Source organism: Saccharothrix lopnurensis, from assembly GCF_042658445.1.
Lineage (GTDB): Bacteria > Actinomycetota > Actinomycetes > Mycobacteriales > Pseudonocardiaceae > Actinosynnema > Actinosynnema lopnurensis.
The window spans coordinates 74,056-97,767 of record NZ_JBHSQO010000002.1; the positions used below are offsets into that span (position 1 = coordinate 74,056).

General features: G+C 73.2%; 21 protein-coding genes and 1 pseudogene. 12 read left to right on the top strand and 10 right to left on the bottom strand.

Annotated elements, in window-relative coordinates:
• Positions 1-4: 4 nt before the first annotated feature.
• The 4 genes and pseudogenes from ACFP3R_RS02380 to ssd form a co-directional block, all read right to left on the bottom strand.
• A complete protein-coding gene (locus ACFP3R_RS02380) occupies positions 5-1,459 on the bottom strand; it encodes a TniQ family protein (protein ID WP_380632246.1) in 1,455 nt (484 codons plus the stop codon).
• A gap of 288 nt (positions 1,460-1,747) precedes the next feature.
• Positions 1,748-2,602 (bottom strand): annotated as a pseudogene (locus tag ACFP3R_RS02385) (TadA family conjugal transfer-associated ATPase); the annotation flags it as partial.
• Entirely contained in the window at positions 2,595-3,035 is a 441-nt protein-coding gene (locus tag ACFP3R_RS02390) for a hypothetical protein (RefSeq protein WP_380632248.1), read from the bottom strand. The pseudogene ACFP3R_RS02385 and the gene ACFP3R_RS02390, both read right to left, overlap by 8 nt.
• Positions 3,025-4,080 carry a septum site-determining protein Ssd gene (ssd, locus tag ACFP3R_RS02395; RefSeq protein WP_380632250.1) on the bottom strand — a complete coding sequence of 352 codons (1,056 nt, stop codon included), beginning with the start codon at positions 4,078-4,080 and terminating at the stop codon, positions 3,025-3,027. Before ssd ends, ACFP3R_RS02390 begins: the two co-directional genes overlap by 11 nt.
• A 481-nt stretch (positions 4,081-4,561) precedes the next feature.
• Here ssd and ACFP3R_RS02400 point away from each other — a divergent pair, with 481 nt between their 5' ends.
• The 6 genes from ACFP3R_RS02400 (at position 4,562) to ACFP3R_RS02425 (ending at position 12,560) form a co-directional block, all read left to right on the top strand.
• Positions 4,562-5,374 (top strand): HAD family hydrolase, encoded by an 813-nt coding sequence (locus ACFP3R_RS02400; RefSeq protein WP_380632251.1) that lies wholly within the window; start codon positions 4,562-4,564, stop codon positions 5,372-5,374.
• Positions 5,375-5,950: 576 nt separating this feature from the next.
• Positions 5,951-7,708 carry a glycoside hydrolase family 3 protein gene (locus ACFP3R_RS02405; RefSeq protein ID WP_380632252.1) on the top strand — a complete coding sequence of 586 codons (1,758 nt, stop codon included), beginning with the start codon at positions 5,951-5,953 and terminating at the stop codon, positions 7,706-7,708.
• Between the two features lie 6 nt (positions 7,709-7,714).
• Positions 7,715-8,974, top strand: a complete 1,260-nt coding sequence (locus ACFP3R_RS02410; RefSeq protein ID WP_380632254.1) for an exo-beta-N-acetylmuramidase NamZ family protein — start codon at positions 7,715-7,717, stop codon at positions 8,972-8,974.
• A gap of 11 nt (positions 8,975-8,985) precedes the next feature.
• Positions 8,986-10,632, top strand: a complete 1,647-nt coding sequence (locus ACFP3R_RS02415) for a serine hydrolase domain-containing protein (RefSeq protein WP_380632256.1) — start codon at positions 8,986-8,988, stop codon at positions 10,630-10,632.
• A gap of 78 nt (positions 10,633-10,710) precedes the next feature.
• Positions 10,711-11,628, top strand: a complete 918-nt coding sequence (locus tag ACFP3R_RS02420) for a MurR/RpiR family transcriptional regulator (RefSeq protein ID WP_380632258.1) — start codon at positions 10,711-10,713, stop codon at positions 11,626-11,628.
• On the top strand, positions 11,625-12,560 hold the full coding sequence (locus ACFP3R_RS02425) for an N-acetylmuramic acid 6-phosphate etherase (protein WP_380632260.1): 936 nt from the start codon (positions 11,625-11,627) through the stop codon (positions 12,558-12,560). Before ACFP3R_RS02420 ends, ACFP3R_RS02425 begins: the two co-directional genes overlap by 4 nt.
• Here the strand turns inward: ACFP3R_RS02425 and ACFP3R_RS02430 are convergent.
• Positions 12,529-12,978, bottom strand: a complete 450-nt coding sequence (locus ACFP3R_RS02430) for an Lrp/AsnC family transcriptional regulator (RefSeq protein ID WP_380632262.1) — start codon at positions 12,976-12,978, stop codon at positions 12,529-12,531. The genes ACFP3R_RS02425 and ACFP3R_RS02430 overlap by 32 nt on opposite strands.
• A gap of 107 nt (positions 12,979-13,085) precedes the next feature.
• Here ACFP3R_RS02430 and ACFP3R_RS02435 point away from each other — a divergent pair, with 107 nt between their 5' ends.
• Positions 13,086-13,901, top strand: a complete 816-nt coding sequence (locus ACFP3R_RS02435; RefSeq protein ID WP_380632264.1) for a tryptophan 2,3-dioxygenase — start codon at positions 13,086-13,088, stop codon at positions 13,899-13,901.
• Positions 13,898-15,019 (top strand): kynureninase, encoded by a 1,122-nt coding sequence (kynU, locus tag ACFP3R_RS02440; RefSeq protein ID WP_380632266.1) that lies wholly within the window; start codon positions 13,898-13,900, stop codon positions 15,017-15,019. The genes ACFP3R_RS02435 and kynU overlap by 4 nt, the downstream gene beginning before the upstream one ends.
• A 214-nt stretch (positions 15,020-15,233) precedes the next feature.
• On the opposite strand, the gene ACFP3R_RS02445 is transcribed toward kynU, so the two are convergent.
• Entirely contained in the window at positions 15,234-15,959 is a 726-nt protein-coding gene (locus ACFP3R_RS02445; RefSeq protein ID WP_380632268.1) for a Fic family protein, read from the bottom strand.
• 91 nt (positions 15,960-16,050) lie between these two features.
• Here ACFP3R_RS02445 and ACFP3R_RS02450 point away from each other — a divergent pair, with 91 nt between their 5' ends.
• The 4 genes from ACFP3R_RS02450 to ACFP3R_RS02465 all read left to right on the top strand — a co-directional run bounded on the left by ACFP3R_RS02450 (position 16,051) and on the right by ACFP3R_RS02465 (position 20,399).
• Positions 16,051-16,620: a GNAT family N-acetyltransferase gene (locus ACFP3R_RS02450; protein ID WP_380632269.1), complete on the top strand. Its 570-nt coding sequence runs from the start codon at positions 16,051-16,053 to the stop codon at positions 16,618-16,620.
• Between the two features lie 202 nt (positions 16,621-16,822).
• A complete protein-coding gene (gene acs, locus ACFP3R_RS02455) occupies positions 16,823-18,799 on the top strand; it encodes an acetate--CoA ligase (protein ID WP_380632270.1) in 1,977 nt (658 codons plus the stop codon).
• Between the two features lie 182 nt (positions 18,800-18,981).
• Entirely contained in the window at positions 18,982-19,458 is a 477-nt protein-coding gene (locus tag ACFP3R_RS02460) for a phage holin family protein (RefSeq protein WP_380632272.1), read from the top strand.
• Positions 19,459-19,463: 5 nt separating this feature from the next.
• Positions 19,464-20,399, top strand: a complete 936-nt coding sequence (locus tag ACFP3R_RS02465) for an alpha/beta fold hydrolase (RefSeq protein ID WP_380632274.1) — start codon at positions 19,464-19,466, stop codon at positions 20,397-20,399.
• 33 nt (positions 20,400-20,432) lie between these two features.
• Here ACFP3R_RS02465 and ACFP3R_RS02470 read toward each other — a convergent pair whose 3' ends face one another.
• The 4 genes from ACFP3R_RS02470 to nth are packed head-to-tail and all read right to left on the bottom strand — an operon-like array spanning position 20,433 to position 23,636.
• On the bottom strand, positions 20,433-21,620 hold the full coding sequence (locus ACFP3R_RS02470; protein WP_380632275.1) for a MarP family serine protease: 1,188 nt from the start codon (positions 21,618-21,620) through the stop codon (positions 20,433-20,435).
• Entirely contained in the window at positions 21,617-22,249 is a 633-nt protein-coding gene (locus tag ACFP3R_RS02475) for an NUDIX hydrolase (RefSeq protein ID WP_380632827.1), read from the bottom strand. Before ACFP3R_RS02475 ends, ACFP3R_RS02470 begins: the two co-directional genes overlap by 4 nt.
• A gap of 35 nt (positions 22,250-22,284) precedes the next feature.
• Positions 22,285-22,872, bottom strand: coding sequence for a TlpA family protein disulfide reductase (locus ACFP3R_RS02480; RefSeq protein WP_380632277.1), 588 nt, complete (start codon positions 22,870-22,872; stop codon positions 22,285-22,287).
• Complete coding sequence (gene nth / locus ACFP3R_RS02485) at positions 22,869-23,636, bottom strand: endonuclease III (RefSeq protein WP_380632279.1); 768 nt, start codon at positions 23,634-23,636, stop codon at positions 22,869-22,871. Before nth ends, ACFP3R_RS02480 begins: the two co-directional genes overlap by 4 nt.
• Between the last annotated feature and the right edge of the window lie 76 nt (positions 23,637-23,712).

A 23,712-nucleotide genomic window follows, 5' to 3' on the forward strand; every position in this document is an offset into this window, starting at 1 on the left:
GCGCTCACCACGGTGTTGCCCGGCCGCTCAACGAAGTCGTAGACACCGGCCTCGTCAGGAGGTTTCTCCGCCGCAGTTCCCAACGCTGCCGCGGCCGGTCCACCCATCCCCACGGCAGCCGGTCCGTCTCGGTGGCCTGCGGCGTCCCGTCATCTTCGGCAAGGACCACAGGCCGTCCGGTCGTGCCGGCGTCCGCCGGTGCCGTGCCATCCGCGGAGTCCGAGTTCTCCCACACGGACGGCGGGACGATCGCCGGAGAAGTCACCGCGATCGCCCATTCCCCCAACGCCACCAGCAGCTCGATGTCAGCGAACTGCCTGGCGACACCCTCGTCCTCGTCGAACAGCAGCTCGTCCCTCCAGCCCACCTGCGGTTCCATGTCCAGGACCCGCAGGCCGGGTATCGCCTGTACGGCTGCCCTGCCGAACACGTAGTTTTCGACCAAGGCTCGCTCCAGCAGCCGGAACGCGGGCGTGGCCAGCCTGTTCGTGTAGTACTCGACGATGTAGTGGGCAGCCTGGATCGGCTGGCTGTCGTCGTCCCACAACGCGTCCAGGATGCTCATCGCCGCCGCCATCAACATCGGCCCAGGCTGAAGGCGGTACATGCTCGAATACTGGAACTCCGCCTCGACGCCGGCCATCCGGGCGACTTGGTCCCTCACTGGCTGGAACAGCGAATACGCCAACCACACCGGCGGGTCGACATCCGGTCCGAGCATGTCCACCACACCGAGCTGCACCGCCAATCTCAGCGCCATGTGCAGGTCGTGCCCGTACCCAGGCGACAAGTCTGCCGCCCCCAACCGGCCGGTCAGCACCTCCTGCAAGGCGAGCACCCGGTCGCTGGTGACCGGGTAGCGGGGCAACTCGGCCCACTGCGCACCGCAACCAGACGCGCGACGACCCCTGGGCCGCGAGTTCGGCCGATGCCATCTTCCGTCGGGCGACCGGCGCCGCATGAACTCCGCCGACGGCCCTCCACAGGTGCTCAGGTAGCGCGATTGACCACCGATCTGAATGGGCGCTCGGCAAGCAGGACACCAACTGTGCAGGTAAAGGCGATGTTCGGGGCACGCGACGACGGTGAGGAACCGCCAGTCCCTCTTCCAGATCGTCGGCTCCTGCGCGACGCATTCAGGGCACACGGCCGATCCGGTCGGCCGCAACGGCCACGGAGTCCGGTGACGCGACCGGTTCCAATTCCAGCTCAATAAGCGGGGACCGGTTCCGCTTCCCTGGGCCGTCAGGAGCATCGCCCGCACCCGCTGCTCGTCGAGGCCCGTCGCGGCCGTGACCGACTCCAAGTGCTCGGCGGTCAATTCCACGCCGTTGCGCACCACCGGCAGGCTGAACGGCAAGCCTAGATATGCCAGCATCTGGTCGATCGTGATCTTGTGCGTATCCGCCGAACGAGCAACCCAGGAGGTGAACGCCTCACCGCCGTGCGGAACCGGCACGCAGGCCAGCCGACCCGTTCTCAGCCGCCCGTCCCGAGCCCATAGGGGCATGGCAGCGCGCACTGCCTTTTCATGCTCACGCCGAGCCGCCCTGGCAGCCCTCGTCGTCTCTATGCGATCGGCGGTCTCCAGAAGTCGGAGCCGGTCTCGCTGCCAAGCGAACACAGGTGCAGAGATACCCGACCCAGGTCAACCGCTCGCTGCGACTCGCCGGATACTGAAATCTTGGCCGCCCCACTGCAACGTCCACTGAAAAGTTGTGGTGCTCTACTGAAGTCTTCGGTGGCGCCCGACACCGCCGTCGTGGCCGGTGTTGAGGGCGGACAGGAGGTCGCACACCTCGGGGCCGCGCACCTCGCCCACCACGATCCGGTCCGGGCGCATCCGCAGTGCCTGGCGGACCAGGTCGCGCATCGTCACCTCGCCCGCGCCCTCGATGTTCGGCCCCCTGGCCAGCAGGCGGACGAACTGCGGGTGCCCGGGTTGGAGCTCACCCGCGTCCTCGACGCAGACCACTCGTTCGTGGTGCGGCACGCAGCCGAGGAGCGCGGCGAGCAGGGTGGTCTTGCCCGAGCCCGTGCCGCCGACCACGAGGAACGCCTGCCTGCTCACCACGATCGCCCGGAGCAGGGCGGCGATCTCGGCGTTGAACGTGCCCCTCGCCTCCAGCGCGGCCAGGTCGTGCGCGGCCGGTCGGAGGACGCGCAGCGACAGGCAGGTCGTCGGCGCGAGGGGCGGCAGCACCGCGTGCAGCCGGACCGAGCCGGGCAGCCAGCCGTCCACGTACGGGGCGGCGTCGTCCAGCCGGCGGCCCGCCGCCACCGCCAACCGCTGGGCGAGCCGCCGGACGGCGGGCTCGTCGGGGAACGCGACCCCGGTGCGGCGCAGTCCCCGGGCACCGTCGACCCACACCTGGTCGGGCGCGGTGACCAGGACGTCGGTGGTGCCCGGGTCGCGCAGGAGCGGTTCGAGCGGACCGGCGCCGACGAACTCCTGGCGCAGCACGGTGAGCGCGCGCCGGACGTCCTCGTCACCGAGCACGCCGCCCGCCTCGCCGCGCACCGCCGCCGCGACGGAGGCGGGGGTGAGGTCGGCGGGTCCGTTGGCCAGGCGTTGGCGAACGCGTTCGACCAGGTCAGCCATGGCCTGACTCCTCGTGGTCGGGTTCCCGCTGCCCGGCAGGGGGAACGGGGTGGGCGACCGGGGTGCCGGACGGGAATCCGGTCGTGAGGCGGGGAGGTGCCCACGGGGTGGCCGCGTCACCGCGCGGGACGTCGACGCAAGCCGGGACGTCGACGCAAGCCGGGACGTCGACGCAAGCCGGGACGTCGACGCGAGCCGGGACGTCGACGCGAGCCGGGACGTCGACGTGAGCCGGGCCGAGCGGTGCGGACAGGACGGCGCCCGCCGACCGCACGAGGCGCGCGAAGCGGTCCTCGATCGGCGCCCCGGGGAACGGCAGCCCCGACGCCTCGCCCCGCTCGTCCGGCGGCACGTGCGGGCGGCAGGTGCGGAACCCCGGGGGTGGGCGGTGCAGCGGGTGCCGCACCACGGTCGGTTCGCGGTCAGCGCGCATGGAGCACCGCCAGAACCTCACGCGCCGCCTTGGCCAGCGGTCCCCGGCCGGTGCGCGGGACGCGCCCGTTGTCCAGGGCGGCCGCCAGCCCCGGCTCGGAGCGCATGGTGGTGAGCAGCGGCAGCTCGACCGCGTCCGCCACCTCGGCCGTCGACAGACCGCCGGGCGCCGGGCCGCGCACCACCGCGCGCATCCGCACGCCCCGCGCCGCCACCTGCTCGACCAGGCCCTTGGCGGCCATGCACGCCTTCACGTCCGCGGGCACCACCAGCACCACCAGGTCGGCCCGGTCCAGGGCCGCGCACGCGGCCCCGGTGAGCTGCCGCGGCACGTCGCACACGACCGTCCCGCCGGCGCGCCTGCCCGCCTCGACCACCGCCACCACGGCCTCCGGCACGGGCCCCGGGCCGCTCCTGCCGCAGGACAGCACGGACAGCCTGCCCTTCCCGCGCTCGCGTCCCGGCAGGGCCGAGTGGAGCGCCGCCGCGGGCACCCGCCCCTCCTTGAGCTGCAACGTGGACCAGCGCAGGCCCTCCTGCCGCTCCGCGCCCAGCAGCAGGTCCAGCCCGCCGCCGAGCGGGTCGCAGTCGACGAGCAGCGCCCGGCCACCGGCGGCCAGCACGGCCTGGCCCACCGCGACCGCCAGCACCGAGGCCCCCGCGCCGCCCCGCGCGCCCACCACCGCCAGCACCCTGCCGCCGCCCGCCGAGCCCTCGACCGCGTCGGCCAGCGCCGCGCCCAGCCCGGCCAGGCCGCCGGGCAGCTCGAACACCTGCTCCGCGCCCAGGGCCAGGGCGCACCGCCACGTGGCCGAGCCCGGTGGACCGGTGCTCACCACGAGCACCCCGGGTCTGCGCGGCAGCTCGGCGGCCGCGCACGCGACCACCGCGCCCTCGTCCAGCACCACCGCGGGCGCGCCGGCCCAGCGGCCGCGCAGCTCGCCCGCGTCGGCCACCCGCTCCAGCTCGCAGCCGACCACCGCCGCCGCGTGCAGCACCTCGTCGACCAGCACCGCGTCGGCCACCAAGGCCACCGGTCGCTTCATCGCCCCTCCCGAGCACGAGTCGTGGATGTTCGGGTTCCACGGTCTCGGGCGGTGAGGAAGGACACAACGGGGCAAGATCAAGCTGTGGACAACTCGGGGGCCTGTGGACAGGTCGGCCGGATCAGGCCCAGATGCACCCGATCGGGCTAACCCGCCCCACAGACGCGAAAAAAGTTCAGAAGACGATGGAACCGGCCGCGAACGCCTTCGGCGGTCCACGCGGTGGAGCCGGGAAACCGACCCCGGACATGGGACGACCCCCGCCAGGGGGGAGGGACGGGGGTCGCCGATGGTTCAGTCCCGGGGGGTCGGACTGAACCTGTCCGGTCGAACCGGACCCGTCTACTGTATCCCCCTGGGGCGGGGTCTTGCGTGTCTTCCGTTCGAGGGACGCCGAAAATTCGGCCGACCGCACATTCAGTTCGTAAAACGCCGAACAAGTGCCGGCGGACCGGACCCTCCCCCCGCCTAAGCTTGGCCGGTGACCGATCGCGCCAACGAGGGCAGTCGAGTCGCCGCGTTCTTCGACTTGGACAAGACGGTCATCGCCAGGTCGAGCACGTTGGCGTTCAGCCGGCCCTTCTTCCAAGAGGGCCTCATCAACCGGCGCGCGGTGCTCAAGGGCGCCTACGCGCAGTTCGTCTTCATGCTGGCCGGCGCCGACGCCGACCAGATGGACCGGATGCGCTCGCACATCACCGCGCTCTGCGAGGGCTGGGACGTCGGGCAGGTGCGCTCGATCGTGGAGGAGACGCTGCACGACATCGTCGACCCCCTGGTCTACAAGGAGGCCACGCAGCTCATCGGCGACCACCGCGAGGAGGGCCACGACGTCGTCGTGGTGTCGGCCTCGGGCGAGGAGCTGGTCGCGCCCATCTCGACGATGATCGGCGCGACGCTGAGCGTGGGCACGCGGATGGTCGTCGCCGAGGGCCGCTACTCGGGCGAGGTCGGCTTCTACTGCGCGGGCGAGAACAAGGCCATCGCCATCAAGCAGCTGGCCGACCAGCACGACTACGACCTGTCCCGCTGCTACGCCTACTCGGACTCGATCAGCGACCTGCCGCTGCTGGAGGCGGTCGGCCACCCCACCGCGGTCAACCCGGACCGCGCGCTGCGCAAGGTCGCGGCGCAGCGCGGGTGGCCCGTGCTCACCTTCTCCGACCCGGTCTCGCTGCGGGCCCGCATCCCGCGCCCCTCGGGCACGGCGGTCGCGGTGACCGCCCTCGGCCTCGGCGCGGCGACGGCGGCCGGCGTGGCCTGGTACGGCCTGCGCAGGCGCCGCCGGAGCTGATTCACCCGGCCATGCCCCGGACAGCGGTACCGAACCCGGGCGCGTGAGCGGAAACCCCTGCCCCACCGGGGAAGCCGCTACGGAACGTCGCTTGAACGGTGCACCCCATCGAGCCCTTGCTGTGACGCCGAACACGGATTACAAATGAAGTGCGGACCTCGGGTCGGCCAGGGGCGAAGCGGAGGAGAAGCCTCGCCCTCCCCGGCAGAGCTCCGTGCGCGGACTTCGAGACACCCACGCGCAGCACGCCGCGGGAGGCTTGTCGTCTAGGGCCTGCGTACCGGGACGCCGGACGCCGAGGCCAGGTCGGTACGACACGAGTTGCACGCTTGGTAACTCGACAGCCCGCGCTGCGACGGTGGGCCCCTCCCCGGAGGGGCCCACCGTCTGTTTGCGCGCCGCTGTCGTGGACCCGAACCGCCGTGATGACCCCGAATTCCGCCAACTTCGCCCGATCGGGTGGCCGCGCACGACGCGATCCTGTCGGTGCCCCCCAGGACAATTCCCCCGCGGCACGACACCGTTGACCCGCCCCAGCTACGTGGGTAACTTGCCGATTGTCGCCACTAGTGGTGGATGATTCCCAGTGGGGAGGTCGAAGTGCTCCGTCCGCTCTTCGCCGCCGTCGTGGTCGCGGCCTCCGCCGCGTCCGCCCCGGCCGGCGCCGCCCCCGCGGCCGACCCCGGCGCCGCCGACCAGGTCCGCGCCGTCACCACCCTGGTCCGCGGCATGACGCTGGAGCAGAAGGTCGGCCAGCTGTTCGTCACCTACGTGCACGGCCAGTCGGCCGACGAGGCGCACCCCGGCAACCTGCGCGACTTCGGCGTGGCCACCCCCGCCGAGGTGGTCGCGCGGCACCAGCCGGGCGGTGTCGTCTACTTCAACAACTCCAGCTACGACAACATCGACACCCCGCGCCAGATCGCCGCCCTCTCCAACGGCCTCCAGGCGGCGAGCCGGATCCCGCTGGCCGTCTCCACCGACCAGGAGATGGGCCTCGTCACCCGCATCGGCCCGCCCGCCACCCAGTTCCCCGGCAACATGGCCCTCGGCGCGGGCCGCAGCGCGCGGGACGCCGAGCGCGCCGCCCGCACCACCGCCCGCGAGCTGCGCGCGATGGGCGTCAACCAGAACTTCGCACCGGACGCGGACGTCAACTCCAACCCGGCCAACCCGGTCATCGGCGTGCGCTCGTACTCCTCGGACCCGGCGCTCGCCGCCGAGCTGACCGCCGCCCAGGTGCGCGGCTACCAGCAGCACCCGCTGTCCCCGCACGCGGTCAGCGCCACCGCCAAGCACTTCCCCGGCCACGGCGACACCGCCGAGGACAGCCACACCAGCCTGCCGGTGGTCGACCGCACCGTGGAGCAGTGGCGCGCCCTGGACGCCCCGCCGTTCGAGGCCGCCATCGCCGCGGGCGTCGACTCGATCATGACCGCGCACATCCGGGTGCCCGGGATCGACCCGTCGGGCGAGCCCGCGACGCTGTCCAAGCCCGCCATCGACCTGCTCCGCGAGGACCTGGGCTACGACGGCGTGGTCATCACCGACTCCCTGGCCATGGCGGGCGTCCGGCAGCTCCACCCCGACGCCGAGATCCCCGTGCTGGCCCTGAAGGCGGGCGTCGACCAGCTGCTCATGCCGATGAACCTGGGCGAGGCGATCGGCAGCGTGGTCGCGGCGGTGCGCGCCGGCGAGCTGACCGAGCAGCGCATCGACCGCAGCGTGCTGCGGGTGCTGCGGATGAAGCTCCTGCGCGGCGTGCTCACCAGCCCGCCCACCAGCCCCGCGCGGGTCGACTCGACCGTGGGCGCGGCCGCGCACCTGGCCACCGCGCGGGAGATCACCGACCGCACGGTGACCGCCGTGCGCAACGACGCCGGCGTGCTGCCCCTGGCCACCCGCCCGACCGCGCCGCTGGTCACCGGCTGGGGCGAGACGGCGACCCGCACCCTGGCCTCGACCCTGGGCGGCACCGCGCTGCCCACCGGCACCGCGCCGACCGAAGCGCAGGTGGCCACCGCGGTGCGCGCCGCGGGGGCCGCCGACCTCGTCGTCGTGCTCACCAACGCGCTGTCCCGGCAACCCGCGCAGCGGGCCCTGCTGACCGCGCTCCTGGCCACCGGCACCCCCGTGGTCGCCGTGGCCGTGCAGAACCCGTACGACGTGGCGCACACCGACGCGCCGACGTGGCTGGCCACCTACGCCTCCGGGACCGTCGCGATGGCCTCACTCGCCCGTGTGATCACCGGCGAGGTCCGACCCAGCGGCAAGCTCCCGGTGGCCGTGCCGGGACCGCGGCCGTACCCCTTCGGCCACGGCCTGGGTTGGTGAGTCCGGGTGGACCGCAGGCACTTCCTCGTCGCCGGGGCCGGCGCGCTCGCCGTGCCCGCCCTGTCCGCACCCGCGCCGGCGGGCGCGGAGGACCACCGCGGGCCGAGCCGCCCGCGCCGGGTCGAGACCGGCGCGGAGCAGCTGGCCGCGCGGGGCTGGGACCGGTTCGCGGGCCGCCGGGTCGGCGTGGTCACCAACCCGACCGGCGTGCTCCGCGACCACACCCACGTCGTCGACTCCATGGTCGCCGCCGGTCGCCCGCCCGCCGCCGCGTTCGGCCCGGAGCACGGCTTCCGCGGCACCGCCCAGGCGGGCGGTTCGGAGGGCGACTACCGGGACCCGCGCACCGGCATCCCGGTCTACGACGCGTACGGCGCGAACGCCACCAAGCTCGCCGGCATGTTCACCAAGGCGGGCGTGGACACGGTCGTGTTCGACATCGCGGACGTGGGCGCGCGCTTCTACACCTACATCTGGTCCATGTACACGGCCATGCAGGCCGCCGCGGCCATCGGCGCCGAGTTCGTCGTGCTCGACCGCCCCAACCCGGTCGGCGGCACGTCCCGCGGCCCCCAGCTCGACCCCGCGCACGCCACGGGCGTCGGCCGCAAGCCCGTCGTCCAGCAGCACGGCCTGACCGTGGGCGAGCTGGCCCTGCTGTTCAACGCCGAGTTCCTGCCCGACGACGGCGGTCGCGTGGAGCGCCTGGACGTCGTGGAGGTGCGGGGCTGGCGGCGCGACGACCTGGACACCGGCCTCCCGTGGGTCCCGCCGAGCCCGAACGTGCCCACGCGGGACACGGCGCTGGTCTACCCAGGCACGTGCCTGTTCGAGGGCCTGGTGTTCTCCGAGGGCCGCGGCACCACCCGCCCGTTCGAGACCATCGGCGCGCCGGGCCTGGACTGGCGGTGGGCCGAGGACCTGAACGCGCTGGGGCTGCCCGGCGTCCGGTTCCGCGAGGCGTACTTCACGCCGACCTTCCACAAGTTCGCCAACCAGCTGTGCGGCGGGGTGGCCCTGCACCTCACCGACCCGAGCCGGTTCGACGCGCCCCGCACCGCCGTGGCCATGATCGTCGCGGCCAAGGCCCGCTACCCCGACCGGTTCGGGTGGCGGCCGGACAACTGGATCGACAAGCTCAGCGGCTCCGACCGGCTGCGCCGCATGGTCGACGCGGGCGCGGGCACCGACGAGGTGGTCGGGGCCTGGCAGGACGAGCTGGCCGCGTTCGAGCGCACCCGAAGGCCCCACCTGCGCTACCGGTAGATGGAGGAGCGATGCGCGTCCCCGCCCTGCTGATCGCCACCACCCTGCTGACCGGCGTGCCCGCGCATGCCGCCGGGGGTCGCGAGGCCCGGTTCGACCGACCGCACGAGGGGTGGTCGAACAGCGTGCTGCGATCGGGTACCCCGGAGCGCGTGGGACTCGACCCGGCACCCCTGGACGAAGCGTTGGCGCGGGTGGAGCGCTACACGCGGGCCGACGCGAGCGGCCACCCGCTGTTCTCGGGCGCGGTCACGCTGTACGCGCACGAGGGCGCCGTGGTCACCCACGAGCCGACGGGCTGGGCGGTCCGCTACGCCGACGCCGCCACCGAGCTGCCCGAGGACCAGCGGGTGCCGATGACCCGCGACACGATCTTCGACCTCGCGTCGATCTCGAAGCTGTTCACCTCGATCGTGGTGATGCGCCAGCACGAACGGGGGAAGTTCGAGCTGGACGACCCGGTCGCCCGCCACCTGCCGGAGTTCGGCGTCAACGGCAAGGAGGCCGTCACCGTCCGGCAGCTGCTCACGCACACGTCGGGCCTGGTGGCGTGGCTGCCGCTGTGGTCGCAGTACCCGGACGTGCCGTCCCGGCTCAAGGCCGTGATGGACACCAGGCCGGTCAACCCGCCCGGCACGAGGTACGTCTACTCCGACCTCAACCTGATCACGCTCGGCCTGCTGGCCGAGAAGTGGTCGGGCAGGGGGCTGGCCGACCTGGTCCGCGAGGGCATCACCGCGCCGCTGGGCCTGCGGGACACCGGCTACAACCCTCCCGCGAGCAAGCTCGACCGCATCGCCGCCACCGAGCACCAGGCCGGCCGGGGCGTGGTCAGGGGCGTGGTGCACGACGAGAACGCGTGGTCGCTGGGCGGCGTCGCGGGCCACGCGGGCGTGTTCTCCACGGCGCGCGAGCTGGCCGTGCTCGGCCAGGCGATCCTCAACGGCGGGCACCACGCGGGCAGGCGGATCCTGCGCGAGGAGACCGTCGAGCTGATGCTCACCGACTTCAACCAGGGCTTCCCCGGCAACTCCCACGGCCTGGGCTTCGAGTTGGACCAGCGCTGGTACATGGGCGCGCTGACCTCGCCGCGGGCCGCCGGGCACACCGGGTTCACCGGCACCACGCTGGTGCTCGACCCGCTGTCCCGGTCGATGGCGATCCTGCTGACCAACCGCGTGCACCCGACCCGCGACTGGGGCTCGATCAACCCGGCCCGGCGCGTGGTGGCCGACGGCCTGGCGCGGGCGCTGGCCGTGTCGCCGCGGCGCGGCACCGCGTGGACGCCGGAGGCCGACGGCGCCGTGCTGGCCACCCGCGACCTCGCGCGGCAGGCCGGTGAGCAGCGGTTGTCGTTCTCCGCGTTCGTCGACCTCGATCCCGGGGACCGGGTTGTCGTGGAGGCGACTAACGACGGCGCCACTTGGCGCGATGTCCAGGTGTTGGCCGGTTACGGGCAGCGGCGGTGGCAGCGGGTCGAGGTGGTGACCGAGGCGGCGCTGAACTACCGCTGGCGGTATACCCGGGGCACGGGCTACGGCGGTCGCGGCGTGTACGTGGACGCCGTGCGCGTCACCGACCAACACGGTGTGTTGCTGGACGCGGAGCGGGAACCTGCCGGACTTCACTCCGTTGGGTGGCGAGTCGCGGACCGGTAGTCACCCAAGGTCACGGTTTGGGGTGTTATGGGCCCACTCTCCGTTGACCGCTCCTTGAATGGTTAGTAAGTTTCCCACGTGTCCACCGAGAACACCGCCGAGGCCAGTCCCCTGGTGACCATCCGCTCCCTCCTGCCGGGCCTGGCCCGCGCGGAGCAGCGGGTCGCCAAGGTGGTGCTGGAGAACCCGGCGACCGTCGCCCACCGCAGCATCACCGAGGTCGCCGAGGCCGCGGGCACCAGCGAGACCACGGTGACCCGGTTCTGCAAGGCCATCGGCGTCGGGGGCTACCCGGAGCTGCGCATCGCGCTGGCCGCCGACACCGCGCGCACGGCCGCGCGCACCGACCGGGACCTCGGCGGTGACATCGGGCCGGCCGACGACCTGCGGCAGGTCGTGGGCAAGGTGGCGTTCGCCGACGCGCGGGCCGTCGAGGAGACCGCCGAGCAGCTGAACGTCGAGACGCTCCAGGCGGTCGTCAACGCGGTCGCGGGCGCCCGGCGGGTCGACGTGTACGGCTTCGGGGCCAGCGCGTTCGTCGCCTTCGACCTCCAGCAGAAACTTCACCGGATCGGGCGAACCTGTTTCGCCTGGAACGACACGCACATCGCGCTCACCTCCGCGGCCGTGCTGACCGGCGACGACGTCGCGGTGGGCATCTCGCACACCGGCTCCACCTCGGAGACCGTGGAGGCCCTGCGGGTCGCCCGCGACCACGGCGCGACCACCGTGGCGCTGACCAACTTCCCGCGCTCGCCGATCAGCGAGGTCTCCGACCACGTGCTGACCACGGCCGCGCGCGAGACCACGTTCCGCTCCGGCGCCATGGCCAGCCGGATCGCGCAGCTCACCGTGATCGACTGCCTGTTCATCGGCGTCGCGCAGCTGCACGTGGACAGCGCCAAGACCGCCCTGGAGGCGACCTACCACGCGGTGTCCGGGCACCGCCTGGGCGCCCGGCCGGACGGCAGGCGCCGGCGGGAGACCGGTAAATGACGCCGCCCCGGCACGACGTCGCGGTCCGCGTGGACTCCCCGACCGAGGCCCGCAACCCCAGGACCGGCGACATCGACCGGCTCTCCACGCTGGAGGTCCTGCGCCTGATCAACACCGAGGACCACCTGGTCCCGGACGCCGTGGCGGCCGTGCTGCCCGAGCTGGCGCGGGCCGCCGACCTGGCCGTGGTCGCGCTGCGCGCGGGCGGGCGGGTGCACTACGTGGGCGCGGGCACGTCCGGCCGGCTCGCCACCCTCGACGCGGCCGAGCTGGTGCCGACGTTCAACTCGCCGCCGGACTGGTTCGTCGCCCACCACGCGGGCGGGCGGGAAGCCCTGGTGCACGCCGTGGAGGACGTGGAGGACCAGGCGACCAGCGGCGCGGCCGAGATCCGGCAGCACGCCGCGCCCGGCGACGTGGTGCTGGGCGTGACCGCGTCCGGCCGCACCCCGTTCGTGCTGGCGGCGCTGGCGGAGGCCCGGCTGCTGGGCGCCAGCACGGTGCTGGTGTCGAACAACCCGTCCGCGCCCGCGCCGGTCGACGTGGACGTGCTGATCGCGGTCGACACCGGTCCCGAGGCGATCGCGGGCTCCACCCGGATGAAGGCGGGCAGCTCGCAGAAGCTGGTGCTGACCTCGTTCTCCACCGCGGTGATGGTCCGCCTGGGGCGCACCTACTCGAACCTGATGGTGTCCATGCGCGCCACCAACGCCAAGCTGCGCGGCCGGACCGTGCGCATCCTGCGCGAGGCGACCGGGCTGCCGGAGCACGAGTGCACCACCGCGTTGACCGACGCGGGCGGCGACCTGAAGGTGGCCCTGGTGCACCTGCTGTCCGGCGCGCCCGCGGCTCTGGCGGCCGAGGCGCTGGAGATCACCCAGGGGCACGTCCGGCAGGCGCTCAGCCGGCTGTCACCGGGCGCCACGGGATAGGCGTCGACAGCACCATCGCGCTGGACGTCTCGCCGTAGCCGCCCAGCCGCACGAGCAACCGCTCCAGCTCGCTGACCGAGGTGGTCACCACCTTGACCACCGAGCAGATGTCGCCGGTCAGCCGCACCACCTCGACCACCTCGGGGCAGTCGTCCAGCAGCTCCGGGTGCACCGTGATGCACCGCGGCCCGTAGCACTTCATCCGCACCAGGGCGACCACCGGGCGCCCGACCGCCGTCGGGTCGACCGCGGCCCGGTAGCCGGTGATGACGCCCGCGTTCTCCAGCCGCCGCACGCGCTGCGCGACCGTGGGCGGTGAGACGTGCACGCGCCGGGCCAGCTCGTTGTAGGACAGTCGCGCGTCCTCCTGGAGGGCTGCCAGCAGGGCCCAGTCCACGCGGTCAAGCTCGATGTTCACGAACCGAAAGCTACCGGCCCCATGGGTTCACGGACGCAAGAAGATGGCTGGTCGACAACGTGTGTTGCCCATTCAGTTCACCCTTTCGTCCACCCATCATTGGGTTCATGACTTGTCCCGTCTCACCCAAGCTCGACTTCGGCGGCACGACGCCCTACGAGGACTACGTGCACGCCTCCGTGCTGCACGGCCTGCAACGGCAGTGGTCCGACGACCCGCGCGAGATGTCGTTCCTGGTGATCACGCAGGTCATGGAGCTGTACTTCGGCCTGCTGTGCTTCGAGTGGCGGCAGGCGCAGAAGGAGCTGCGGGCCGACGACCTGCGGGCCGCCGTGCGCACCCTGCGCCGCAGCGAACTGCACATGCAGGCGTTGAACGCGGCGTGGCGGCCGATCGCGCGGATGACCCCGGCGGAGTTCAACTCGTTCCGCGACGCGCTCGGCGAGGGTTCCGGCTTCCAGTCCGGGCGCTACCGCGAGGTGGAGTTCCTGCTCGGCGAGAAGTCCCGCTCGATGCTGGGGCCGCACCGGGCCGTGCCGACGCAGCACGACGCGCTGGAGGCGCTGCTGCACGAGCCGAGCCTGTACGACGACGTGCTCGCCGCGCTCCAGCGGCAGGGCCTGCCGATCCCCGACGAGGTGCTCAAGCGCGACCTCAGCCAGGCGTACGAGCCGAGCGACGCCGTGGAGGGGGTGTGGGCCGACGTCTACCGCGGCGGTTCCCGCGACCTGCTCGAACTGGGCGAGGCGCTGACCGACATCGCCGAGGAGTTCGCCCGCTGGCGCTACGACCACCTGCTGGCCACGCGGCGCTCGATGGGCGCGAAGGCCGGCACCGGCGGCTCGGCGGGGGTCGCGTGGCTGGAGAAGCGCACGCGGCGCTCGGTGTTCCCGGAGCTGTGGACCGCGAGGAGCTACGTGTGATCGACCCGTTGGCGCACGTCCGCGAGCTGTTCGACCTGGACGACGACGTCGTCTACCTCGACGGCAACTCCCTGGGGGCGCCGCCGAGGAACGTGGCCGCGCGGGTGCAGGAGGTGGTGCGGGAGCAGTGGGGCAGGCGGCTCATCCGCAGCTGGTCCGAGGGCTGGTGGGAGGCGCCGGAGCGGGTCGGCAACCGGATCGGGCGGCTGATCGGCGCCGGACCCGGGCAGGTGGTGGTCGCCGACTCGACCAGCGTGAACCTGTTCAAGGCGCTCATGGCGGCGGTGCGCAACACCGACCGGTCGGAGATCGTGGTGGACGCCGGGACGTTCCCGACCGACGGGTACGTGGCGCGGTCGGTGGCCGAGCTGACCGGGTTGGCGCTGCGGCCCGCGCCGCCGGAGGAGCTGGACCTGCGCGACACCACGGCGGTCGTGCTGCTCAACCACGTCGACTACCGGACCGGGCGGCTGCTGGACATGGCGGCGCTGACCCGGCAGGCGCACGCGGTGGGCGCGAAGGTGGTGTGGGACCTGTGCCACAGCGCGGGCGTGCTGCCGATCGAGCTGGACGCGCTGGGCGTGGACCTCGCGGTCGGCTGCACGTACAAGTTCCTCAACGGCGGGCCGGGGTCGCCGGCGTTCATCTACGTGCCGAAGCACGGGCAGGCCGGGTTCGAGCAGCCGCTGACCGGGTGGACCGGGCACGAGGTGCCGTTCGCGATGGACCCGGAGTACCGGCCCGACCCGGGCGTGTCCCGGGCGCGGGTCGGCACCCCCGACATCATCTCGATGCTCGCCCTGGACGCCGCGCTGGACGTGTGGGACCACGTGTCCCTGGTCGACGTCCGCGCCAAGGGCCTCGCGCTGACCGCCCGCTTCCGCGCCCTGGTGGAGCCCCTGCCCGGCGTCGAGGTGATCACCCCGGCCGACGAGTGGCGGGGTCACCAGGTCTCGCTGCGCCACCCCGAGGCCCTGCGCCTCGTGGACGAGCTCGTCGAGCACGGGGTCATCGGGGACCACCGGCCGCCCGACGTGCTCCGCTTCGGCTTCGCCCCGCTCTACAACACCTTCGACGAGGCCGAACGAGCCGCCACCACCCTGGCCAAACTCCTCTGACCCGCGCGAGTCGTACGTCCAGGACGACCGTGTCGTACCTCCAGGACCCCCGAGTTCTACGTTCAGGTACCCCCGAAAGGGCGCGAACGGGGAACTCGGGGGTCCTGAGCGTTCGACACGGTGGTCGCGAGTGTTCGACTCGCGCGGTCTGAACGTGTAACTCGGGGGGTCTGGACGTACGACTCGCGCGGGCTGGAGGTACGACTCGCGCGGGTCAGGGGGTGGCGGCGTCGGCGATGCCGCGGGCCTCGCGGGCGCCGGACTGGAGGGTCTGGCAGCAGAAGAGGACCCACTGGGTGATGCCCTCGGGGGTGCCGGTGGAGAAGGCGTGCAGGGCGGTGTCGTAGTCGGTGCGGCGGCGCAGGCACAGGACCTCGGGGACGCCCAGGGACTTGGGGTCCAGGCCCGTCGAGATCGACGTCAGGCGGGCGGCGGCGCGGGCGACCACGCCGTTGGCGGTGGCGAAGGGCGACAGCGCCATCAGCTCGCCGTGGACGACGGCCACCAGCAGCGGGCCGGGGACCGACGTGCCGCCGGTGACCAGGTGGGCCAGCAGGTCCAGGCGCTCGGCGACGCCCGGCACGAGGCGCGGGCGGCCGGGGTCGGGGTCCAGGTCGGCGGCGGCCAGCACGTGCAGCCTGGCCAGGGCCTGGAGGGGCGCGCGCTGCCACGTCGGCAGGAGCACGCCCAGCGCCTCGGCCACGCGCAGGGAGCCGGCCAGCACCGGGTCGGCCACCTCGCCGTCGGCCGGGATCTCGGTGGGGCCGCCGTCGACGGCCGCCGACGCGCGGGCGGCCCGCACGGACGCCTCGGCCGCGGTGGTCGCCCAGCCGCGCAGGTTCACGCGGTGCCGGTGCACCTGGAACACGGCGTCGCGCGCCGAGGCGACGGCCTCGGGCACACCGGGCAGGTCCAGCAGCGGGGCGAGCGGGTCGGTCACGGCACCGAACACTACCCGTCGGTAAATGGACTCTTGAAAGACGTTGGGATTGGCCATTACGGATAGCCACTTCCGGGACTAGCTTCGGGGTATGACCTGGTACGACCGCCCCCTCCTCATCGGGGACCACGTCCGCCTGGAGCCCCTGGACCTCCACCACGTGGAGGGCCTGCACGCGGCCGGGCGGGACCCGGACACCTGGACCTGGATGAACACGCCGCAGCCGAGGGACCTCGACGACACCCGCGCCTACGTCGAGCGCGCCCTGGCCGACCCCGACCGCCTCGCCTGGGCCCAGGTCGACCCGCGCACGGGCGAGGTCGCGGGCACCACCTCCTACTACGAGATCGACCCGCGGCACCGCGGCCTCTACATCGGCCACACCTGGATCGGCACCCGCTGGCAGCGCACCGCACTGAACACCAACGCCAAGTCCCTCCTGCTCCGGCGCGCGTTCGAGGAGCTCGGCGCGCACCGCGTCGGCTGGCACACCGACCTGCGCAACGAGCGCTCCCAGCGCGCCGTCGAACGCCTGGGCGCGACCCGCGAGGGCGTCCTGCGCGTGCACCGGGTCCGGCCGGACGGGACGTTGCGCGACACGGTCGTGTACTCGATGACCGCCGAGGAGTGGCCCTCGCTGAAGGCCCGCCTCAGCGCGTGACCAGGCTCACGCCACGTGCCGTTTGTCGCAACTTTGGTGTCGTTCGTCGGGAACACCATGGTCAGGGGCCTCCGAGCGGGTTACACAGTTACCCACGCGTTTCGGAGACCGCCGAAATTGGTCTGAACCTTTTGGGTGCGCAGTGAGCTGGATCGCACTACGGTCGGTGCGCACCCCACGGATTCAGGAGGTACGCCCCGCCATGACAGAGCCGCACGCCGCCCTGGACAACCTGCTGACGGAGAACAGGACGTTCCCGCCCAGCGAGGAGTTCGCCGCGCAGGCCAACGCCACCGCCGAGCTGTACGACCGGGCGAACGCCGACCGCGAGGCGTTCTGGGCGGAGCAGGCCGGGCGGCTGTCCTGGGCCGGCGGGTGGGACCAGGTGCTCGACTGGTCCAAGGCCCCGTTCGCCCGGTGGTTCGTCGGCGGCAAGCTCAACGTCGCCTACAACTGCGTCGACCGGCACGTCGAGTCCGGCCACGGCGACCAGGTCGCCATCCACTGGGAGGGCGAGCCCGGCGACAGCCGCGCCATCACCTACGCCGAGCTCCAGCGCGAGGTCTCCAGGGCCGCCAACGCGCTGACCGAGCTGGGCGTGGGCGCCGAGGACCGGGTCGCCATCTACATGCCGATGGTCCCCGAGGCGATCTTCTCCATGCTCGCCTGCGCCCGCCTCGGCGCGCTGCACAGCGTCGTGTTCGGCGGCTTCTCCGCCGAGGCGCTGCGCACCCGCATCGAGGACTCCCGGGCCAAGCTGGTGATCACCACCGACGGCCAGTACCGGCGCGGCAAGCCGGCCCCGCTCAAGCCCGCCGTGGACGAGGCCGTGGCCAAGGCCGGCAGCGTCGAGCACGTGCTCGTGGTCAAGCGCACGGACACCGAGGTCGAGTGGACCGAGGGCCGCGACGTGTGGTGGCACGACGTGGTCGACCGCCAGTCCGACCGGCACACCCCCGAGGCGTTCGACGCCGAGCACCCGCTGTTCATCCTCTACACCTCGGGCACCACGGGCCGGCCGAAGGGCATCCTGCACACCTCGGGCGGCTACCTGGTCCAGTCGTCGTACACGCACCACGCCGTGTTCGACCTCAAGCCCGACACCGACGTCTACTGGTGCACCGCCGACATCGGCTGGGTCACCGGGCACACCTACATCGTCTACGGCCCGCTCTCCAACCGCGTCACGCAGGTCGTCTACGAGGGCACCCCGAACACCCCGCACGAGGGCCGGCACTGGGAGATCATCCAGAAGTACGGCGTGTCGATCTACTACACCGCGCCCACCCTGATCCGCACCTTCATGAAGTGGGGCGCGGACATCCCGGCCAAGTACGACCTGTCCAGCCTGCGCGTGCTCGGCAGCGTCGGCGAGCCGATCAACCCCGAGGCGTGGATCTGGTACCGGGAGAACATCGGCGCGGGCACGACGCCGGTCGTCGACACCTGGTGGCAGACCGAGACCGGCTCGATCATGATCTCCCCGCTGCCCGGCGCGACCTCCACCAAGCCCGGCTCGGCGCAGCGCCCGCTGCCCGGCATCTCGGCGAAGGTCGTGGACGACCAGGGGGTCGAGGTCGCCAAGGGCGGTGGCGGCTACCTGGTGCTCGACGAGCCGTGGCCGTCGATGCTGCGCGGCATCTGGGGCGACGAGGAGCGCTACCGCGACACCTACTGGTCCCGGTTCGGCGAGCAGGGCTTCTACTTCGCGGGCGACGGCGCCAAGTACGACGCGGACGGCGACATCTGGCTGCTCGGCCGGGTGGACGACGTGATGAACGTGTCCGGGCACCGCATCTCCACCACCGAGGTCGAGTCCGCGCTGGTCTCGCACCCGACCGTGGCCGAGGCGGCGGTCGTCGGGGCGACCGACGCGACCACCGGCCAGGGCATCGTGGCGTTCGTGATCCTGCGCGGCGGCGTGGCCGAGGGCTCCGACGGCGCGGAGGCGATCAAGGCGCTGCGGGAGCACGTGGCCAAGGAGATCGGGCCGATCGCCAAGCCCCGGCAGATCATGGTCGTGCCGGAGCTGCCGAAGACCCGCTCGGGCAAGATCATGCGCCGGCTGCTGCGCGACGTGGCCGAGAACCGGCAGATCGGCGACGTCACCACGCTGGCCGACTCGTCCGTCATGGACCTCATCTCCAGCGGCCTGAAGTCCGGGGCCTCGGAGGACTGAGCACGAGGTGACGCGAGGGGGCGCTCCCGGTCCGGGGGCGCCCCCTCGCCCGCGCCGGGGTGGTTCCCGGTGAGCCCGCTCGTCCGGCGCAGCCGCGCACGCCGACGTGCCGACGCGCCGACGCCGGTAAGTGATCCGCCGGTCGAGCGGCCTCGACCGCCCGTGCATGGCACGATGGCGCGGTGACCAGCGCTCGGGAGAACACCAACGGCAGCGGGCTGCCACCTGTCCCGTCGATCCCGTTGACCGCGGAGAGCCCGGCGACGATCGCCCACGAGACCTCCATCGGCGGTCTCGTGCGCGATGCGACCGCCCACCTGTCCACCCTGGTCAGGGCGGAGGTCGAGCTCGCCAAGTCCGAGGTCGCGGGTGAGATCAAGAAGGGCGTGAAGGGCAGCGTCTACTTCATCGTCGCGCTGACGGTGCTGTTGTTCAGCTCGTTCTTCGCGTTCATGGCCCTCGCGTTCTTCTTCACCGACGTGTTCGACTGGCCCACCTCGTTCTCGTTCCTGGTGACGTTCCTGCTGATGCTGCTGGTGGCGGGCGGGTTCGCGTTCCTCGGCGTGCGCAAGGTGCGCAAGCTGCGCGCGCCGCAGCGGACCATCGACTCGGCCAGGGACACCGTCGCCGCCATCCGGCACCGCGGCGAGAGCCGCTGACGGCCGTGCCGCCACCCGACCCGTCGAGCTCGCGGGTACCCGGCCCCTGGGCGCACCGGGACGTGTCCGCGAACGGCATCCGCCTGCACGTGGCGGAGCTGGGCGACGGGCCGCTGGTGCTGCTGCTGCACGGGTTCCCCGAGTTCTGGTGGACGTGGCGGCACCAGCTGCCCGCCCTGGCCGAGGCCGGGTACCGGGCGGTGGCCGTGGACCTGCGCGGCTACGGCGACTCGGACAAGCCGCCGCGCGGCTACGACGGGTTCACCCTCGCCGGCGACGTCGCCGGGCTGGTCAAGGCCCTCGGCGCGACGCGGGCGCACCTGGTCGGGCACGCGTGGGGCGGGATGCTGGCCTGGACGGTCGGCGCGATGCACCCCCGCCTGGTCTCCTCGGTGACCGCGGTGGCCGCGCCGCACCCGCTGGCCCTGCGCCGGGCGATCCGCCGCCACCCCCGCCGCCAGGGGCGCGCCAGCGCGCACGTGTTCCGCTTCCAGCTGCCGCTGCTGCCCGAGCGCGGGCTGACCAGGGACGGCGCCGCCGCGGTCGGCGGCCTGTTCACCGCCTGGTCCGGTCCGAAGTGGACGGCGTCGCCGGAGTTCGACGAGGTGGTGCGGCGCAACCGCGGGGCGGTCCTGGTGCCGGGGGTCGCGCACAGCGCCCTGGAGTACTACCGCTGGGCCGTGCGCTCGCAGCTGCGCAGCGACGGCCGCCGCTTCGCCGAGGCCATCGACCGCCGGCTGGAGGTGCCGGTGCTCCAGGTCCACGGCGCGCTCGACCCGGTGGTGCTGGAGTCGACGGCGACCGCGTCGGGCCAGTGGGCGGGGCCGAACTCGGCGCTGCACGTGCTGCCGGGGGTCGGGCACTTCCCGCACCAGGAGTCGCCGCGCACCACGACGAAGCTGATCAGCGAGTTCCTGGGGTCCGGTCCGGGCCCCGCCTGAACAACGCACGGGGACCTGGCCACGAGGACCGGGCTACGAGGCGCAGGTCTGCGTGGACGCCCGCCGCACCAGCCCCGGCGCCCGCTCCACCTCCTCCGCGACCTCCTGCGCGGTCAGCACGAACCCGGTCTCCTGGTCGTCCACCGCGGCGCCGAACACCACGCCCATCACCCGCCCCCGCGGGTCCACCAGGGGCCCGCCGGAGTTGCCGCTGCGCACCTCCGCCCGCACCGTGTAGACGTCCCGCGTCACGGTCTGCGCGTCGTAGATGTCCGGCCCGCGCAGCACCGGGATCCGCTCGCGCACCCGCGCCTCGGACGCGGTGTACGGGCCGTCCAGCGGGTAGCCCAGCACGATCCCGTCCTCGCCGGGCTCGATCTCGTCCGTGCGGAACTCCAGCGGCGCGGCGTCGAAGTCCGGCACCGCCAGGACGGCCACGTCGGTCTGCGCGTCGTAGTGCACGACCGTCGCGTCGAAGCGCCCCAGGCCGACCTCGATCGACACGTCCGTGGTGCCCGCGACGACGTGCGCGTTCGTCATCACCCGCTCCGGCGCGATGACGAAACCGGTGCCCTCCAGCGCCCGCGAGCACGCCGGCGCGCGCCCGCGCACCTTCACCACGCTGGGCCGCAGCCGCTGCACGACCGGGTCTTCGGTCAGCGCCGGGTCGGGCGGCTCGACGTCCCGCAGCGGGGTGCGGTCGAACGGGTTGACCGCCGCCGGGAAACCCGACACGTCGAACAGGTTGCGCAGGTCGTCGGCCAGCTTCCGGGCCGCCTGCGGCATGGCGTGGTCCACCGTGGACAGCATCACCGACTGGTTCAGGCCCCTGGACAGACCGGGCATCCCCGCGACCATGGTCAGCGGCAGCGCGATCATCCACGCCACCACGAACACCACGGACGCCTGCACGATCGCGCCCAGCGCGCTGTCCACGCCGCGCAGCGGGCTGGAGCTGACCCGCGACTTGAAGGTCCGCCCCGCGTAGACGCCCAGCGTCTCGCCCAGGGCCACCAGCAGCACCACGATGCCGACCGCGAAGACGACCTTGGTCACCACGTTCTCGAACTCGGCCACCACCAGCGGCGCGAGCTGGGTGCCCAGGACCAGGCCGATGAGCACGCCGACGAACGCGGGCAGCGCGACGACCACGCCCTGTCGGGCGCCGGACACCGCGGCGAAGGCGGCGAGCGCCAGCACGAGCAGGTCGACCCAGTTCACGGCACCTCCGTCGCACGCAGGGCGAGGTCCAGGTCACGCACGTCCGCGGCGTCCCACGGCCGCTCCCACCCGCCCAGCCCCAGCAGGCCGTTGAGCAGCCCGGCGGTGAACCCCCACACCAGCATGCCGGGTGCGGAGAACGCGGGCCCGACGTAGCCGGACGAGTGGCGCACCCGGAACCGGTTGGCCGGGTCCGCCAGGTGCGCGATCGGCACCCGCGCCACCGCGGCCGTCTCCGCCGGGTCGACCGCGACCACCGGCGACGGCTCGGCCCAGTGCGCCAGCACCGGCGTCACCACGAAGTTGGACACCGGCACGTGCAGCTCGGGGAGCATCGCGACCGGCCGCACGCCCTCGCGCAGCACGCCGGTCTCCTCGAACGCCTCGCGCAGCGCGGTGTCCACCGGGCCGTCGTCGGTCGGGTCGGCCGCGCCGCCGGGGAAGGCGACCTGGCCGGGGTGCGAGCCGAGGGTGTCGGAACGGCGCAGCAGCAGCACGTCCGGGCCGTCGTGCCCCTCCCCGAACAGCATCAGCACGGCGGCCGGGCGGCCCGTGCCGGGCGGCGGCGGCAGGATGCGGGTGAAGGTGCGGGCGTCGATCTCGGCGGTGGCCTTGACCAGGCCGGCCATCCAGTCCGGGACCTCGCCCGGGTCGACCAGGGCGGTCACCCGACCACCCCGCGCACCTGCTCCACCGACGTGAACACGGTCGGTTCCGCCACCTCGGTCAGCGAGCCGTCCTCGCCCACGAGGTAGCTCACCGGGAGCGTGGGCGGCACGCGGACGGCCCCGCGCACCACGTCGGCCGCGTCGTGGACGGCCGGCAGGCGCACCCCGAGCTTCGCCAGCAGCTCCAGACCGTCACCCTCCTTGCTCGCCACGAGCACCGCCAGCACCGGCACGGCGCCAGGCTCGCGCGAGTACGCGTCGAGCACCTTCAACTCCTCCTTGCAGGGAACGCACCAGGTCGCCCAGAAGTTCACCAGGGCCCGTCCGGGCAGCGCGCCGGCCAGGTCGACCTGCCCGCCGTCGCCCAGGCAGGTCACCGCCAGGCCGCGCAGCACCTCGGGCCCGCCCGGCTCCCCCGCGCACGGCGGCAGCCCGGCCCGGTCGCGCAGCGGGCCCAGGTCCGGCGCGGTCCGGGACGGCGGGCCGGCGCCCACCGGGTCGTCGGAGGCGCGCGGCCACAGCGCGACGGCACCCGCCACCACCAGCACCAGGGCGACGACCGCCCACCGAAGCCCGGCGCTCACGCCAACTTCTCCCCCGCCCGGACGCGCTCGGCCAGCTCGATCAGGTGCGGCGCCTCGTCGCCCTTGACCAGCTTCCGCGCCTTGGCCGGGTCGACCTGGCCGATGCCGTAGGACGGGCACAGCGGCGCCAGCAGGCACGCGCCGCAGGCGGGGGTGCGGGCGTGGCACACGCGCCGACCGTGGAAGATCGTGCGGTGCGAGATCAGGGTCCAGTCCCGGCGCTCGACCAGCCCGCCGACCTCGCGCTCCACCTTGACCGGGTCCTCCTCGGTGGTCCAGCCCCAGCGGCGGGTCAGCCGGCCGAAGTGCGTGTCCACGGTGATCCCGGGCACACCGAACGCGTCGCCGAGCACCACGTTCGCGGTCTTGCGGCCCACGCCGGGCAGTGTGACCAGATCCTCCAGCCGGCCGGGCACCTCGCCGCCGAACCGCTCCACCAGCGCGGCGCCCAACCCCATCACGGAGTTCGCCTTGGCGCGGTAGAAGCCGGTGGGGCGCAGGATCTCCTCCAGCTCGGTCCGGTCGGCGGAGGCGAAGTCCAGGGCCGTGCGGTAGCGCCGGAACAGCGCGGGCGTGACCTGGTTCACCCGGACATCGGTGGTCTGGGCCGAGAGCACGACGGCGACGAGCAGTTCGAGCGGGTTGGTGAAGTTCAGCTCGCAGTGCGCGTCGGGGTAGCCGAGGGCCAGGACGCGTGTCGTCCGGCGCGCCCGGCGAACCAGCCCCAGCCTCGTCTCCGGCTGCTTCACCGCGCTCTTGGCCATGCCCGAACACTACTGCGTTGGGCGGCGTCACCTCTCGTGGCGGCGGGTCCCACCGCGGGGCGTTTGCCGGCTCACG

What these genes read in the sequence shown, in the direction of transcription:
- ACFP3R_RS02390 (WP_380632248.1), bottom strand. Translation starts at nt 3,035, where the DNA reads ATGCGCGCTGACCGCGAACCGACCGTGGTGCGGCACCCGCTGCACCGC.
- acs (WP_380632270.1), top strand. Translation starts at nt 16,823, where the DNA reads ATGACAGAGCCGCACGCCGCCCTGGACAACCTGCTGACGGAGAACAGG.
- ACFP3R_RS02415 (WP_380632256.1), top strand. Translation starts at nt 8,986, where the DNA reads ATGCGCGTCCCCGCCCTGCTGATCGCCACCACCCTGCTGACCGGCGTG.
- nth (WP_380632279.1), bottom strand. Translation starts at nt 23,636, where the DNA reads ATGGCCAAGAGCGCGGTGAAGCAGCCGGAGACGAGGCTGGGGCTGGTT.
- ACFP3R_RS02425 (WP_380632260.1), top strand. Translation starts at nt 11,625, where the DNA reads ATGACGCCGCCCCGGCACGACGTCGCGGTCCGCGTGGACTCCCCGACC.
- ssd (WP_380632250.1), bottom strand. Translation starts at nt 4,080, where the DNA reads ATGAAGCGACCGGTGGCCTTGGTGGCCGACGCGGTGCTGGTCGACGAG.
- ACFP3R_RS02475 (WP_380632827.1), bottom strand. Translation starts at nt 22,249, where the DNA reads ATGGCCGGCCTGGTCAAGGCCACCGCCGAGATCGACGCCCGCACCTTC.
- ACFP3R_RS02450 (WP_380632269.1), top strand. Translation starts at nt 16,051, where the DNA reads ATGACCTGGTACGACCGCCCCCTCCTCATCGGGGACCACGTCCGCCTG.
- ACFP3R_RS02435 (WP_380632264.1), top strand. Translation starts at nt 13,086, where the DNA reads ATGACTTGTCCCGTCTCACCCAAGCTCGACTTCGGCGGCACGACGCCC.
- ACFP3R_RS02405 (WP_380632252.1), top strand. Translation starts at nt 5,951, where the DNA reads ATGATTCCCAGTGGGGAGGTCGAAGTGCTCCGTCCGCTCTTCGCCGCC.